The organism is Anabaena sp. FACHB-595 (assembly GCF_048568275.1).
In the GTDB taxonomy this organism is placed as follows: domain Bacteria; phylum Cyanobacteriota; class Cyanobacteriia; order Cyanobacteriales; family Nostocaceae; genus Trichormus.
The window spans coordinates 363,916-377,924 of sequence record NZ_CP183474.1; the positions used below are offsets into that span (position 1 = coordinate 363,916).

Annotated in this window: 16 protein-coding genes and 1 pseudogene; 11 read left to right on the plus strand and 6 right to left on the minus strand. The window is 39.9% G+C overall.

The window, feature by feature from the left end:
- Position 1 precedes the first annotated feature (1 nt).
- Positions 2-322 (plus strand): hypothetical protein, encoded by a 321-nt coding sequence (locus ACN222_RS28515; protein WP_231865588.1) that lies wholly within the window; start codon positions 2-4, stop codon positions 320-322.
- A 17-nt stretch (positions 323-339) separates the two neighbouring features.
- On the opposite strand, the gene ACN222_RS28520 is transcribed toward ACN222_RS28515, so the two are convergent.
- Together ACN222_RS28520 and ACN222_RS28525 are read right to left on the minus strand one after the other, a co-directional pair.
- Positions 340-1,044: a hypothetical protein gene (locus ACN222_RS28520; protein WP_010999880.1), complete on the minus strand. Its 705-nt coding sequence runs from the start codon at positions 1,042-1,044 to the stop codon at positions 340-342.
- A gap of 30 nt (positions 1,045-1,074) precedes the next feature.
- Positions 1,075-1,941: a class I SAM-dependent methyltransferase gene (locus tag ACN222_RS28525; protein WP_044523679.1), complete on the minus strand. Its 867-nt coding sequence runs from the start codon at positions 1,939-1,941 to the stop codon at positions 1,075-1,077.
- A 214-nt stretch (positions 1,942-2,155) separates the two neighbouring features.
- Between ACN222_RS28525 and ACN222_RS28530 the strand changes: the two genes are divergently transcribed.
- Both ACN222_RS28530 and ACN222_RS28535 read left to right on the plus strand, forming a co-directional pair.
- Positions 2,156-2,683, plus strand: coding sequence for a thermonuclease family protein (locus ACN222_RS28530; RefSeq protein ID WP_010999882.1), 528 nt, complete (start codon positions 2,156-2,158; stop codon positions 2,681-2,683).
- A gap of 95 nt (positions 2,684-2,778) precedes the next feature.
- A complete protein-coding gene (locus ACN222_RS28535; RefSeq protein WP_010999883.1) occupies positions 2,779-3,384 on the plus strand; it encodes a hypothetical protein in 606 nt (201 codons plus the stop codon).
- A 52-nt stretch (positions 3,385-3,436) separates the two neighbouring features.
- Here the strand turns inward: ACN222_RS28535 and ACN222_RS28540 are convergent, their stop codons facing one another.
- A complete protein-coding gene (locus ACN222_RS28540) occupies positions 3,437-4,516 on the minus strand; it encodes an ATP-dependent 6-phosphofructokinase (protein WP_010999884.1) in 1,080 nt (359 codons plus the stop codon).
- Positions 4,517-5,093: 577 nt separating this feature from the next.
- Here ACN222_RS28540 and ACN222_RS28545 point away from each other — a divergent pair.
- Positions 5,094-5,957 carry a GNAT family N-acetyltransferase gene (locus tag ACN222_RS28545; RefSeq protein WP_010999885.1) on the plus strand — a complete coding sequence of 288 codons (864 nt, stop codon included), beginning with the start codon at positions 5,094-5,096 and terminating at the stop codon, positions 5,955-5,957.
- A 202-nt stretch (positions 5,958-6,159) separates the two neighbouring features.
- On the plus strand, positions 6,160-6,408 hold the full coding sequence (locus tag ACN222_RS28550) for a hypothetical protein (RefSeq protein ID WP_199315956.1): 249 nt from the start codon (positions 6,160-6,162) through the stop codon (positions 6,406-6,408).
- Positions 6,409-6,594: 186 nt separating this feature from the next.
- Here the strand turns inward: ACN222_RS28550 and ACN222_RS28555 are convergent, their stop codons facing one another.
- Positions 6,595-6,909 (minus strand): PPC domain-containing DNA-binding protein, encoded by a 315-nt coding sequence (locus ACN222_RS28555; protein WP_049942538.1) that lies wholly within the window; start codon positions 6,907-6,909, stop codon positions 6,595-6,597.
- On the opposite strand from ACN222_RS28555, the pseudogene ACN222_RS28560 reads away from it, so the two are divergent.
- The 4 genes and pseudogenes from ACN222_RS28560 to ACN222_RS28575 all read left to right on the plus strand — a co-directional run.
- Positions 6,869-7,168 (plus strand): annotated as a pseudogene (locus ACN222_RS28560) (methyltransferase); the annotation flags it as partial. The gene ACN222_RS28555 and the pseudogene ACN222_RS28560 sit on opposite strands and share 41 nt — an antisense overlap.
- 626 nt (positions 7,169-7,794) lie before the next feature.
- Positions 7,795-8,703, plus strand: a complete 909-nt coding sequence (locus ACN222_RS28565) for a hypothetical protein (RefSeq protein WP_010999890.1) — start codon at positions 7,795-7,797, stop codon at positions 8,701-8,703.
- Between the two features lie 270 nt (positions 8,704-8,973).
- Positions 8,974-9,348: a thermonuclease family protein gene (locus ACN222_RS28570; protein WP_231865589.1), complete on the plus strand. Its 375-nt coding sequence runs from the start codon at positions 8,974-8,976 to the stop codon at positions 9,346-9,348.
- Between the two features lie 12 nt (positions 9,349-9,360).
- Complete coding sequence (locus ACN222_RS28575; protein ID WP_231865590.1) at positions 9,361-9,567, plus strand: hypothetical protein; 207 nt, start codon at positions 9,361-9,363, stop codon at positions 9,565-9,567.
- Between the two features lie 637 nt (positions 9,568-10,204).
- On the opposite strand, the gene ACN222_RS28580 is transcribed toward ACN222_RS28575, so the two are convergent.
- Positions 10,205-10,960 carry a hypothetical protein gene (locus tag ACN222_RS28580; protein WP_010999893.1) on the minus strand — a complete coding sequence of 252 codons (756 nt, stop codon included), beginning with the start codon at positions 10,958-10,960 and terminating at the stop codon, positions 10,205-10,207.
- A gap of 549 nt (positions 10,961-11,509) precedes the next feature.
- Between ACN222_RS28580 and ACN222_RS28585 the strand changes: the two genes are divergently transcribed.
- Positions 11,510-12,421, plus strand: coding sequence for a class I SAM-dependent methyltransferase (locus ACN222_RS28585; protein ID WP_010999894.1), 912 nt, complete (start codon positions 11,510-11,512; stop codon positions 12,419-12,421).
- Between the two features lie 121 nt (positions 12,422-12,542).
- The gene (locus ACN222_RS28590; protein ID WP_010999895.1) at positions 12,543-13,331 is read left to right on the plus strand and encodes a DUF3598 family protein; all 789 of its coding nucleotides are present in this window, start codon (positions 12,543-12,545) and stop codon (positions 13,329-13,331) included.
- Positions 13,332-13,513: 182 nt separating this feature from the next.
- Here ACN222_RS28590 and ACN222_RS28595 read toward each other — a convergent pair whose 3' ends face one another.
- On the minus strand, positions 13,514-13,822 hold the full coding sequence (locus ACN222_RS28595) for a YciI family protein (protein ID WP_010999896.1): 309 nt from the start codon (positions 13,820-13,822) through the stop codon (positions 13,514-13,516).
- Between the last annotated feature and the right edge of the window lie 187 nt (positions 13,823-14,009).

Sequence of the window (14,009 nt, forward strand, 5' to 3'; positions counted from 1 at the left end):
GGTGAGAGTTGTCACTGAAAGCTATGGGCAAGCCAGTAGTGGACTTGAACAGCAGCAGATTCAATCAATAATGGAATGGTTGTTTGCAAGTTTGCTCAATGCTGAGTATTCTGGCAAGTCGCATATTATTTGGTGTAACGGCGATCGCTTAGACTCTGGTTTAGAGCAGGTAATTAAGAAAGCAATGCGCCGGGGTGAGCCAGTTTTTCTGTATCGCTGTGGTGGTAGGGTATCGCCATTGCCAGAAGGGCTTTACTGGCGGATGATGGACGAACACCCTTCAATGCGGATTTATCAGTTAGAGATTAAAGATAGCGATTAGTTTCATATTTTACTTACCTAAGAAAAGCCTTGCAGTTTCCGTTTTAGCTCCCAATAACTAGCGTTGACTCTAGCATAATCTCTTTGTAAAATAGCGATAAAACAATCTACATAAGCAAGTGATAAATAACGAAGATATTCATCAAAGCTTTTCATTGCTTCTTCGGGATCATCGCTAATATTACGCAAGGAATTATCTGGCTCTAACTCCATCGTGTAGCCTACCATACGAAGATAAATTTTTCCTCTTTTCAAACGAGCAATATCTTCTTGAGGAATTGGAAATCTAATATTAGAAAGCTGATTAAGTTTCTCTAATAAGCTTGTTCTCATACCTACTCGCCTATTAGGTGGTAAGTCATATTGCATACGTGTGCGAGCAGCATGAGTCTGTCCCATTAAGTAATTACGAATACTGTTAATAAAAGCTTGAAGTTGAGGGTCATTCAATTGTATTGATGATAGTAACTCCATGCGTGACTCATGTGGTGCAAACCTTATATCTATATCCATTTCATTAACAACTTTCATGATATCAAGAGGCTGGTCATATCTAATTGATTCCCAATACTTCCGGCAAGCTCTCATATAATCTTCGTGAATAAACTTTAGTTGAGAATAAGCTGGTTCAACAAATTTTTCTAATAATTTGTCTTTCTTATCTTGATTTTTGGAAAATTGATTGGAAATAAACTCAATTAAAGCAATAGCATCTGCAATCATTTTTATACATCCTTAAAATTATTATGATATTTAAGCTATAGAATTAGTTGAACACGTTTCCTCTTTCCTTGCTGTCACCAAAAAAGAACGCCGCACCCCCTTGATTTCTCGTGGAGCCAACTGTACAGCATATCGTCCGTAATTTGCTCTAATATCCCCTGGTTGAATAACTGACGCATTCCAACCGTAGGCAGCAAACAACTGTTCTGGCTCGTCTGTGCCGAAACGCCAGTGCTTGCTGATCATTCCATTGGGGTGTTTTGCTCCAACTTGCCACGACTTGACACTGACTAGATCCGCTCCCAAGAAACTACCCTCTGCACTCAACTGACCAATTGTTTTGAGCAGTTGGTTGACTTGAGCTTCGTCTAGGTACATCAACAGCCCTTCCATTAGCCAAAGTGTAGGAAGATGAACATCAAAGCCTTGTTCTAAAAGCAAATGTGACCAAGGTTGGGTTAGGTCAGCAGCGATCGCGTGACGATGGCAATTGGCTTTTTTATCCTGAAGAATTGCTTCTCTGTACTGAATTAGTTCTGGTAAATCTAATTCGTACAGACGAGTCTTTGGTGGGAAGGAGAGACGAAATGCTCTTGTGTCTAACCCGGCTCCTAGAAAGACTAACTGTTTAGCTTCGGGCAACACAGACAAGATGAAGTCATCAAAGAAACGGGTACGAACTGCAACGAACTGAATGCGAAGTGTAGTACCCAGAGGATTATCACTGTCTTGTTGTTCCCATTTCTCTCTCCAAGCTTTACCTGTATCTCCAGATAACAGTGCGGCAAATGGGTCATCAAACAGGTGGTCTGACCTGTCGGATTCTATTGCACGTTTAGTTGCCATAACCAAAGCTGTGCGACAAACCTCGTCTTGAATCTGGGGTAGTTCACTCATCACGGGGGACTTTAGCAATTACTGTTGCAGTAGAATTTTGATTGTCTCACTGTTGTTTGTCAGCAGTCTAGTGTTAGTTGGAGACATCCTTTGCGATCGCTTTCCTTCAAAAGTTCTCAACTCAACCAAATACCTGTTACTGATCCAAATCACAGCCTGAGATATCAGTGTAAGTTACGCTCGATACAAAAATTAGCCCATTATACATAGAATAATGAACAAAGCAGCTATTATCACAGCATTTCTAGTGCTGCTCTCTGGAGTACCGACTGTAGCCCAAAGCAACTTGCCCAGCATGACAGTAGTGAGCGTAGGTGACGGAGATACGCTCAGAGTCCGCAATCAGCAGGGCCAAGCTATAACGATTCGCCTGGGCTGTGTTGACGCACCGGAACTCAAGCAAAATCCTTGGGGTCAGCAGTCTAAAACTCGCCTCGGTCAACTACTGCCTGTAGGTCAGTCTGTGCAAGTTCGCTCAATTGAGAACGATAAGTACAAAAGGTTGGTGGCTGAAGTATTTGTAAACAATCGCTCAGTCAACCTGACGATGGTGCAAGAGGGGCAAGCTGTGGTTTATAGGCAATATCTTCAGGGGTGCGATCGCTCTTACCCAAACTTTTGCATTCCGCCTAATTCGCCAGATTTAGATTGCGGTGATATCTCTTATCGCAGATTTAGAGTAAATCAACCAGATCCACATGGGTTTGATAGAGATAAGGATGGGATTGGTTGCGAGAGATGACAATAAAATTTGGCATGACAGAGGGAAATATGCGATAAGCTGATGCCTTGCTGAGTAGAACAAGTGAAGAACAAAATAAATTTTACAAAGCTAATATGACAACTGCTATTAACAATTTATTTCATCCAATTTTTTCACAATGGCTCGAATCAGGTCTAGCACCTGAGTCAGCCATAGAAGGAGTTGCCCCTGAATTTGCTAGTTTGCTGCAAGTTCAGGCTGAAGAATTTACATTTGATTCGCTGTTTCATAATGCCCAGATGCCTGATTGGACATGGAATGCCATCGAGTTTAATGAAGTTTTCGATGGACAGTTTTTCTTTTATTTGCCAACTATATGGGCTGAAAGCAGACAACAAGGGCTAAATGTCGCTTTTGGTGATACTACATCCATACGGCAATCGATTTTACTGACCAAAAAGTCTTTGTGGCAAACAGGTATCAGCGAATTTTTGCAAGGGGTTAGAGTTATAGCATTTGCTTATTACCCCTTGCACAAGCCGAATTATAATCAATGGGTTGTCGTAACAAAAGACAACGAGACTGGAGCTATGTGGACGTTTGCTGTATATAGTTCTGGAGACTATCTTGTAGCAGTTAAGGCAGATGCAGCTACAACTTTTGAACTCAATCAACAATTAACTTCACTGATTAATTCTAATCCTTGGTATGGATGGATTGAATCGGCTAAAAAACAGTAATGATGAATTTTTAGCTTGAATTAGCAGAAGCTACAAGCTCACCTGAAGTAGTTCACTCTCCTAAATAAATACCTAAACCACGAGCAGTTTTGACCAGAGCATCTTCTGGGTTAACGGCTTTGTACTGAGCGATAGCTTCCTCTATTGGTACAGTAATCACTTGGCGATTTTGCCAAGCAACCATGTAATCATATTTAGCTGCCTCAATCAAATTGACGGCAGCTACACCAAAAGCAGATGCGACTAATCGGTCTAGAGGTGAAGCTATACCACCGCGTTGGATATGTCCTAAGACTGTGACTCGTGTTTCTGCACCAATGCGATCGCTAATTTGATCGGCTAGATATTCGCCAATTCCACCATATCGTGATTGACCCAAACGATTAGTTAGGGTGAGAATTTCACCGTCTTGAGTTCGTACTGCTTCGGAGACAATAATTAAACAATAGTTTTTGCCTTCTTCTTGACGGTGTTTAATGTGGTAGCAAATGTCATCCATGCTGTAGAGAATTTCGGGAATTAAAATCACATCTGCACCCCCAGCAATTCCCGCAGCGAGGGCGATGTGTCCGGCATCACGACCCATGACTTCTAAAATCATGACTCGACTATGAGAAGCGGCGGTGAAATGTAATCTATCGAGTGCTTCTGTGGCAATATTGACAGCTGTATCAAATCCAATGGCGTGTTCAGTAATACCGATATCATTATCAATAGTTTTAGGGATACCGACTAAGTTGATAGCGCCTTGTTGTGCAAGGCGACGCAGAATTGCTAAACTACCATCCCCGCCAATGCCAATCAACGCATCTAAATCTAATTGATGATAACCAGCAATAATTTCTGATGAACGATCACAAAAACTACCATCAGGCATGGGAAAAGCAAATGGATCACCTTTATTGGTAGTTCCTAACATTGTGCCACCAGAGGTTAATAAAGGATCAACTTGGTCGATTTCTAATTTAGAAACTTGTGGTGGACGTGCCATTAATCCTAAAGTTGCTTGCCGAATACCGAAGACTTCCCAACCTTTACCGCTAGCACAATGAACAACAGCTCTGATAACTGCATTCAAACCAGAGCAATCCCCGCCACTAGTAAGAATGCCTATTCGCCTACTTTTACTCATATTTTTGAACGTTGTAAATGTAAAATAATTTTACTAACTACTAGATTTAGCTAATATTTAAAATTTCTGATTAAATGTTACGAATTTAGGTACTAAAATTTTTATATTACTTAATTTTATTCCCAAATAACACCATCAAGTTATTAACAGCAAAGTTTTGCTATTATTTGGAATATAAGCTTAATCTTAAAGTATAGTTTTTATTATTTAATTACTTAAAAGTCTAGAATAATTCGTGTAGACTATATTCTTCCGAAACAAAAATTCATGTTTCCAGTAGAGTTAATTTAACCTGTGAGTAAAAAGTGAAATAACAGCATCTGTAGCTTTATACTGATTAAGCGGTTGGGTTTAGCGCGTTAGACTTTACAATCATTAAGCGTTGCTAAATCATCTTAGTTAAACGCTTCAATGTAGTTCAATACAGTTTGTTTGATTCAATCATAGTCATGATTTTAAATAACTATTTGCTTTATGATTTTTCCTTTGCGCTTAACTACGCTCTTGCGTTTCCAGCACATTTTTGATAAATCTCTGAAAAGATGGCAGTTTTTTTAAATAAAAGTAGAAAAATATTATGACTCAAATCACACTGATGACAATGGACAATTTTAGCATTCGACCAATGAAGAGGTCAGAATTAGATGTGGTAATTGATTGGGCAGCGATTGAAGGCTGGAATCCAGGAATTTATGACGCTGAATGTTTTTACCAAGCTGACCAATGCGGTTTTTTCGTGGGTGAATTGAATAATGAACTTGTAGCAAGTATTTCTGCGGTTGCCTACTCTCAACACTTTGCCGTTATTGGCTTTTATATTGTCAAAGAGCAGTTCCGTGGTCGAGGTTTTGGCATGAAGATGTGGAGGACAGCAATGGCATACCTTGGTAGTGAGCGTAACATTAGCTTAGATGGAGTAATTGCTCAACAGGAGAATTACAAAAAATCAGGTTTTCAAATAGCCTACCGCCATATTCGTTATCAGGTTGTAGGCGACGGCGTTGTGCCGGACGGCATTGTAGAATTGAAAACTGTGCCGTTTGATCAGTTAGTGGTTTATGAGCAGAAGCTTTTTCCGGCAGAGCGCGAACGGTTTCTACGACTTTGGATAAAGCAACCAAACAGTGCTGCATATGCAGTTGTTAGAGATGGGCAAATTGTAGGTTATGGAGTCATCCGCCAAAGCCACACAGGTTTGCGGATTGGGCCGTTGAATGCTGACAATGAACAAATAGCCGAGCAACTCTTACTCGCCTTGCTTGCTTTTCGTTCTGATGCTTTGGTGTTTCTTGATGTGCCAGATGCTAATTTAGAAGCAATAAAACTGGTTCAACGTTACGGCATGAAGCCAGTTTCTGAAGTCGCTCGGATGTATAATAAAGAAATTCCTAACTTGCTTATAAATCGTGTATTTGCTGTGACGAGCCTAGAAGTTGGTTAGCTAAGTATTATTTCACCAATCAGTCATCGCTTCTAAGCTGCTGAAGGAAACTGCTTTAGTCATGATCAAGAAAAATTTACTTAATAACGAAATTTTTACTTTAGACAATATTCTTTTAGCACAAGAGTGTGCTGAGTATATTAGTTTAACGGAAAGTATTGGTTATACAAAAGCTCCGATCAGTACGATTCGAGGGTTCCAGATGCGTCCCGATATCCGCAATAATGAACGTGTTATCCTTGATGATAACCAACGGGCTTTTGACTTATGGCAGCGTGTGTCAGATCATATTCCTAAGACCATTGGCAGGTGGCAAGCAATAGGATTGAATGAGCGTTTCCGCTTTTATCGTTATGATCCAGGACAGACATTTGCGATACATCATGACGGTTCTTATCGGCGACCGAATGGGGAAGAAAGTCTGTTAACTTTCATGATTTACTTAAATTAAGGTTTTGAAGGTGGTGAAACCCGTTTTCATCTTTCGCCTCGGTACTATGAAAAATGCCCTAATATTACTGTGGTTCCAGTTACAGGTATGGCTTTATGTTTTGTTCATGACGTTGTGCATGAAGGTGTTGCTGTTGTTCAAGGACGAAAGTATGTTTTACGCTCAGATGTGATGTATCGTCAACAGTCAAGAGTCTATTAGTGGAAGATATTGAATATCTAATTCTTGATACCCAGTTTGCTCATCAAACCTTCTTCCAAAGCAAAAATCTTGGGTAGTACCAATGATTATTTCCTCAGTAGTATAGATTATACATCCATCGACAAGATGACCACCAATAGTCTTACCTTGTTGATCTGCTAGAGCAATATGCAGATGTATCCCTTCATTCGATAAAGTTCCATTGAGAGCTAAAATCTCAGATTTTTCATCAAAGGTTGTACTTTTTTCTTGATTAGCAAAGCGAGGAGGTATTCTGGGAGTGGAAGAACATCGTGCCAAACCAGGTATTTCGCTCCAAGAGAGTATAAAAATGGGCTATATGTCAGAAGATGGCGTAATTGCGGCGGTGGAGAAAGTAGGCTTCAAATTAGTAGGCAAGTCAGAAATTAATGCCAACCCTCAAGATACCAAAGACTACCCTGGTGGTGTTTGGGCATTACCGCCAACCTTGAGGCAAGGACAAAAGGATCGGCAACGTCTTGTTGCTATTGGGGAGAGCGATCGCATGACCCTAAAGTTTGTCAAGCCAAATCGATAATTTATGATGATGGTGTTAAGTTATCGCAGAGTTAGATAATTTGGGAGAGCCAATCTAACAATAAGTTGAGATGGGAACGCAAGTAATAGTTGCGTTCCCCAAGTCTGATGAAAATCCTGAACTTCTTCCAACCCAAACCAGCCCAACCAACAATTGACAGTTATGGACAATCAAGTAGGGGCGTTGAGCCGGAACAAATTCAATCACTGATGAATGGTTGTTTGCAAGTCTATTGAATGCTGGATATTGTGGTAAGTCTCACTTAATTTGGTACAACAGCGATAATCTAGACCCCGGTTTAGAGCGTATGTTGAAAAAAGCCATGCGCCGGGGTGAGCCAGTTTTTCTGTATCGTTGTGGTGGTAGGATATCGCCATTATCTGAAGGGTACTAGTGGCGGATGATGAATGAACACCCATCAATGCGAATTTTTCAACTCGAATTTAAAGATGGGAAAGATTAATTCGATAAATAATTTTTGACTCAAAAGACGGAACTTATATGGTAAAACTCTGTCTATTTGCCTAATATCAATTTCTCTATTAAAAGATAGCGACTTGCATTGCAAGTAATTAATCTTCAACTCGAAGAATTTGTCAGCTTTCTTACCCGATTTCTGTAAGGCGATGAAGAAGCAATCCGATCTGCATCAACTCTCGAAACGGCAAAAAGATGCTCTGACTATGGCATTGTGGATGGGAAAGACATCTGATGCTAATGCTACAGTTTTTGCGGGTTGCATGAAGCCATTATTACTGCGTGCATGGGCGATTTATAAACGTCGTGAACAGCTATCAGCAGATAGCTTGTACCACTATCACTGTGACTTCAATCGCCGATTAAAGCGGTGTTTGGAATTACAGCAAGACAACAAGCGAGGTTCACAATCAAAGGGGTATTGTAGAAAATTTCCTCATTACTTGTTTGTCTTTTTAGCAGAGACTTCTAGCCAAACTACTTCTAGCAACCCTAAACCCACCTCGCAGATGAGGAACAATTCTCAAAAAGCTCAGGCTGTTGTTTCAAAGAAACCTAAGTTTCCTTCATCTCCCTACTACCTAGCTTGGATCGGCTTAGTAAGGAGCTATTTAGCGCTCTGCACAAAAAATCCCAGGATTGTCAAACTCAAAAAAGTCCTTGGTTGTATAAGCTTAATCCCCATCAAGATTGGCAATGAGCATATAAGAGTACGAGGAGTTTGTATTCACTACCATGATTTATACCATCTTGAGGTTGCTCAACTAGAGAGAATCCAGATGGGGAAAAACTGGGTGAGTGGAATTCATGGGATTAACTCACGAGTGTTCCATGCTTCTCCAATTGAAGAAGAGTATGACAGTTTTCTTGATGAAGCTCGGATTGCCATACATGAGTGGTTAACCCGACCTACTGCCTTCAGTCAACTCAAATTACTTTGCTGGATGACCTTGTTAATATTACAAGGCATCAATCCTTTTGTAGTCCTAATTCGGCATATGAGGAGTCTGAGGAAAAAGCCGGAAGAATTTCTACTTCTACCTGTTGATCATTGCTAAACTCAGATGCGGTTATATCCGAGCATTTAACATAGCCAAATTTCCTTGGCAGACTACTATGCGTAGGCGATCGCTTTCCTTCAAAAGTTCTGAACTCAAATAAATACCTGCTACTGATCCAAATCACAGCCTGAGACACAGATGTAAGTTACGCTCGATACAAAAACTTAGCCCATTATACATAGATTAATGAACAAGGCAGCGATTATCACAGTATTTCTAATGCTGCTCGCTGGAGTACCAGCTGTAGCACAAACCAGCTCGCCGAATATGACAGTAGTAAGCGTAGGCGACGGTGATACACTACGAGTCCGCAATCAGCAGGGGCAGCCAGTGACCATCCGTTTGGCTTGTGTGGATGCACCCAAACTCAAACAAAATCCTTGGGGCCAGCAGTCTAGAACTCGCCTTGGGCAATTGTTGCCAGTGGGTCAGTCTGTACAAGTTCGGTCAATTGAGAGCGACAAGTACAAAAGACTGGTAGCTGAGGTGTTTGTTAACAACCGCTCTGTCAACCTGACAATGGTGCAAGAAGGACAAGCTGTGGTGTATCGGCAATATCTTAAAGGATACACTAACACCAAAGAACAATTTCTCCAGGCTGAGGCTAATGCTAAACAACAGAAGTTGGGTTTTTGGAACTAATCCCAGCCTGTGATGCCTTGGGATTTCAGACGAGGGAAGAAGAATACTGCGCCTACTACGCGATCGCCGCAACAGCAGTGCGATTCTTTTTACTCACATTTTTGCATTCTACCCAATGCGGCAGATTTAGATTGTCCTGATATTCCTTACCGCAGATTTAGGGTTAATCAACCAAATCCACATGGGTTCGATAGGGATGGGATTGATTGTGAGAGATAAATTAATGGTTTAATTAATAAAAAGTTTTTATTGACACTAATAAACTTAACAGTTTAACCATAAACATCCAATCTCCCAACAGAAATAATTATGGCTCTTGCGTTGGTTTTATGGTGTGGCATTGAAATAGCCGTTTTATAGCAAGGCTTAAGAACTTCAACTCCAGTCCTACTAAGGAATATAGGCTCTGATTAGATTTTATTTCTTATTCGACTCCATAAAAGGAACTGAAGAGCCATAATTATTAATCACCTTAAGAAGGAACTATGACTATTTATGGTGAAATATTCCGCTTGAGAGAAATGAAAAAGCTCCTAGTAGGTTTTGACTAGAAGCTTATCAATTTATTGCTTGGTAATTGCAGTATGGGCATTTTCAATTTACTTATTCTTCTACTGTAAGAATTAAGCTAAAGTTCAAATGCAACTCAAGGAATAGTGGAATATGGAGTAAAGCGATCGCACTTCTATTACAATCAATCTTCTGAAACTCCTACTAATACCATTTCACGAAAAATCTGATACAGATGTAAACCTTGAAAACCTTGCTGCATCTAAGTTTTTTAATTGCGAATTGCGAATTGGTATAACAGGTACGTGCCTTGTTATTATGAAAATTTTGAGATGAGTAATAATTTTCAGGAGTGTTGCTTTTGTTTGAGAATAATACCGGAAACGCCAAAAACTAATATAGCTAAGGTATAAAATGGTTCAGGAACGGCGGCAACAATACTTACCTTATTAATCCCAAAAGCACGGTTCGGTTCAGAACTGCTAAAAACGAGTCGTGAGATATTGGCTATGTTGCTACGAACGCCAATAAATCGTGCTGAATTATCCAGTGCTAATGAGGAAGTACCTTGTATTGAAAAAGTATCTAGTAATTTATTTATTTGATCAAAAGCGGAAATGAATAAGGTAAATTCTGAAGTATCGTCAACAGATACCTGAGTTCCTGCACCAAAAACAGGTTGTTCAAAGGTAATACTCAAAGGGCCTGGGTTGCCAAGAGCGGGAAACGTACCTGGCTGTAAACCAGTCAACAAAATTAAATCGCCGTTGGCAAAATTTGTGGGAATACCTTGAGGTGGGAAAGCGGTTTGAAACACAAATGGAGGAGTAACACCCGCAACAAATGGAATGTCTACTCTAAGTCCTAATCCACCACCAGATGTAGCCCTAAATGAATTAGACAGAAAATCTGCCCGGTTGGGAGCAAAGGGGTTAAAGACTTTACCCAAGCTCAACCAATCAATTTGGTCATTAGCCTTCAGTGATGCACGCTCAGTTACCAATGTAACTGCTTTAGCTGGTAACTGTAAAAAGGCTATTGAAGCTATAATCGCTAGTTTTGTAGCAATCACAGGTAGATATTTATTGGTGGCTAATCTCACAAACTTCCTTCCTATTCCCTGAATAAAGTTATCAAATTACTGTAAGCGGCCAAGCTTATTGTTGATCGTCAGGGAAAAGGAGCTACACAATGATTAAATATTTTAAAGTGAGTGGTACGCAAGTTAACGCCAAACCAAATATTTATGAGGATGAGCGGGTGCGGGTGTTGGTGTCGGGAATGAAGAATTAGTAACTTCTGTTTGATTTTGTGGGCGTGAATGCTTATGAATACTACATCCAACATTTAATACTCTACTCAGGCAAGGTTTCATTTTTTCAAGCGTACCATCCTAATTTAATTAGTGTAATTATTGAGGATTAGCGAAGGAACTCAAAAATACAGGAAATTCAAGTGCATGAGCCAACTAACAGTGCTGATAAAGCCGGCTGCCGAAATGATAATTCTAGCGTTCTGCAATAGATTCATATTACTGGGTTAGTTAGCAGGAAGCACAATCTTAGCCGTACCAAGGTTAAACCTGGCTTAAAGAAACTTCTCAGCATTTTGGCTCAAATTCGCCTTATGCTAAAGCCCGAAGGAGAAAAATATGATGAAAAAGCATATGTACCGCCTTGGGTTGTTCAAAGCTCTAACTCTAGCTTTATTAGTATTGTTATCTGCATTTGTCCCCAGTGTTCTAGCAAACCAAAGCAGAAAGCCTGCCAATTTGGATGGCACAACAACACTCCAAAGCATACTGTCAAGCTCTCATCGCTCTGAGGAAAATCGGCAAAGAGACAAGTATCGTCACCCAACACAAACTTTGTCATTCTTTGGCTTACGACCAGACATGACAGTAGTTGAATTATGGCCGGGAAGTGGTTGGTATACTGAGATATTAGCTCCATATCTGGCAGCTAAAGGACAACTAATCGTGACCAACTTCGCCCCAAACGACAGTAAAATCCCAACAGTAGTTTTCCAGCAGAAGTTAGCTACAGCTTTTCAACAGAAGTTAGAAGCTAACAAAGAAGTTTTTGGCAAGATAAGAGTTGCCCTAATTAATCCACCACAGGAACTGACTTTAGCTCCAGATAACTCTGTAGATATGGTTGTTACTTTCCGCAATATTCATAACTGGGTAAATGCAGGCTATGCCGAGCAGGTTTATGCAGCAGCGTACAAAGCGCTCAAGCCAGGAGGTATTCTGGGAGTGGAAGAACATCGTGCCAAACCAGGTATTTCGCTCCAAGAGAGTATAAAAACGGGCTATATGTCAGAAGATGGCGTAATTGCGGCGGTGGAGAAAGTAGGCTTCAAATTAGTAGGCAAGTCAGAAATTAATGCCAACCCTCAAGATACCAAAGACTACCCTGGTGGTGTTTGGGCATTACCGCCAACCTTGAGGCAAGGACAAAAGGATCGGCAACGTCTTGTTGCTATTGGGGAGAGCGATCGCATGACGTTAAAGTTTATTAAGCCCGAAGCAAACATAAATAGTGGTAGCAATGCAAAGTAGAACCCAGTTGATGGGAATTAATCAAAAAAATAACGAAATGTTGATATCCATTGCTGCACTTACTGTTCTGCTTGAAAATGAGTAACCAAGACAACTAAAGATAAGATTCAAATCCAAAAAAATGAATATACAAGAACAGCATTGGGAAAGATTATTTGGTCATCTAACTACTGAGGATAGTGCTTGGTACGGAATTTGGACTGTATATTCGCCAGACCAAGAAATAATCAAGTCTTCTCAAGGTATTCGGAATTTACGTGCAAACATTGATAAAACTGTAATTACGCATATTAATCAGTTCCCAATGGCAGATGGAGCAGTACAAGAAAAACAGTGGAAAATTGAAAAAGAAACTTGTAATTTAACTGATGGATTATTACATCCAGCCGATGCTTCTAAAAGAGCGCTTTCGTTAAGCAGTGGTGGCGCTAGTGCTTGGGTTCCGAAAAAGCTTGAATCAGGAAGCGGTTTTTCAGTTGAGTTATTTTTAAAGCATGAAGATGGAAATACTAGTATAGGTAGTATATATAGTGAAAATGGTAATTTAGAGAAGATTTTATACCTGCGTGAACATTTAGGTAGTTATCCGCAAATGACACAAGGTCAACAGGTAAATAATCTATCAGGAAATTGGAGCGGGAAAAAACAATCAATAACACCTGATTTGCAAATATCAGCACAAGAAGAAGTTCAAGATTTAATGTTAGACCCTACTCAGGGCAAGAACAAAAGTTTTTATTTGCCTGAAAGTGTAATTGTAAGTATCCCTAAACAGTTGAAGCTAGGAGAGGCATTTGATATAGTTGCAGGAAAGTTGATAACAGAAAATAAGTATAAAAGACTGACAGCTAAATATAGTAATCTTGGTGATTTTGTCTTATTGATCTTGGAAGTGTTTAATAGGGAGTAATAAAAAACTGTTAAAAATCTCCAGATTAATAATAAAACAATTTTTTTAAATAACGCTTATTTTACTCAACTGTAAGCAATAGAGTAAATAAGCTTAGATATCGCTCATTTGAATTTATCCGCCCGTTTAGAGGCAGTCTTACGGCATAATTCTTAAAGGAAACCCAAGCGTAAGTCGTAGCTTTAACTTTCAAAACGTTCATTCCCAATGTGAGCCTGCCACTCCACAACTCTAGCAGAGTCAGCTAACATTCCATCCCGTACACGGGGACTACTGTTGACAATGGCTTGAGCCGCTTCTAAATTCTCAGCCTGAATTATCCACAGCCCAGTTCCATCGTGGGGAAAAAACGGGCCACAGCACAGAAGTGTTCCTTTCTCTTGCTGCTCACGAAACCAAGTCAATTGGTCAGGATCATGTTCTGGGTGAGCTTTTTTATACTCATAATATTCGGGAACAGTTGCTACGACAACGGCGAAGAGTTTAGACATATGTTATTAGATGATTTATATACTTTGTTAATAGTATTTTTAAGCTGCATCCCATTGCAACTTATTTAATGAGAATCTTCTTAATAGTTGTGTTTCTCATCATTATGAAAATTATGAACTTAAATCTAAATTAGTCCAACCGACTATCGATAACTACCAATATCAGTTAAAGATTAAAGATTGCTAG

Bases quoted from the DNA above. Each gene is read 5' to 3' on its own strand.
- ACN222_RS28530 (WP_010999882.1), top strand. From the start codon at position 2,156: ATGAACAAAGCAGCTATTATCACAGCATTTCTAGTGCTGCTCTCTGGA.
- ACN222_RS28525 (WP_044523679.1), bottom strand. From the start codon at position 1,941: ATGAGTGAACTACCCCAGATTCAAGACGAGGTTTGTCGCACAGCTTTG.
- ACN222_RS28585 (WP_010999894.1), top strand. From the start codon at position 11,510: ATGATGAAAAAGCATATGTACCGCCTTGGGTTGTTCAAAGCTCTAACT.
- ACN222_RS28550 (WP_199315956.1), top strand. From the start codon at position 6,160: ATGCGTCCCGATATCCGCAATAATGAACGTGTTATCCTTGATGATAAC.
- ACN222_RS28590 (WP_010999895.1), top strand. From the start codon at position 12,543: ATGAATATACAAGAACAGCATTGGGAAAGATTATTTGGTCATCTAACT.
- ACN222_RS28535 (WP_010999883.1), top strand. From the start codon at position 2,779: ATGACAACTGCTATTAACAATTTATTTCATCCAATTTTTTCACAATGG.
- ACN222_RS28575 (WP_231865590.1), top strand. From the start codon at position 9,361: ATGCCTTGGGATTTCAGACGAGGGAAGAAGAATACTGCGCCTACTACG.
- ACN222_RS28565 (WP_010999890.1), top strand. From the start codon at position 7,795: ATGAAGAAGCAATCCGATCTGCATCAACTCTCGAAACGGCAAAAAGAT.
- ACN222_RS28595 (WP_010999896.1), bottom strand. From the start codon at position 13,822: ATGTCTAAACTCTTCGCCGTTGTCGTAGCAACTGTTCCCGAATATTAT.
- ACN222_RS28545 (WP_010999885.1), top strand. From the start codon at position 5,094: ATGACTCAAATCACACTGATGACAATGGACAATTTTAGCATTCGACCA.
- ACN222_RS28540 (WP_010999884.1), bottom strand. From the start codon at position 4,516: ATGAGTAAAAGTAGGCGAATAGGCATTCTTACTAGTGGCGGGGATTGC.
- ACN222_RS28520 (WP_010999880.1), bottom strand. From the start codon at position 1,044: ATGATTGCAGATGCTATTGCTTTAATTGAGTTTATTTCCAATCAATTT.
- ACN222_RS28570 (WP_231865589.1), top strand. From the start codon at position 8,974: ATGACAGTAGTAAGCGTAGGCGACGGTGATACACTACGAGTCCGCAAT.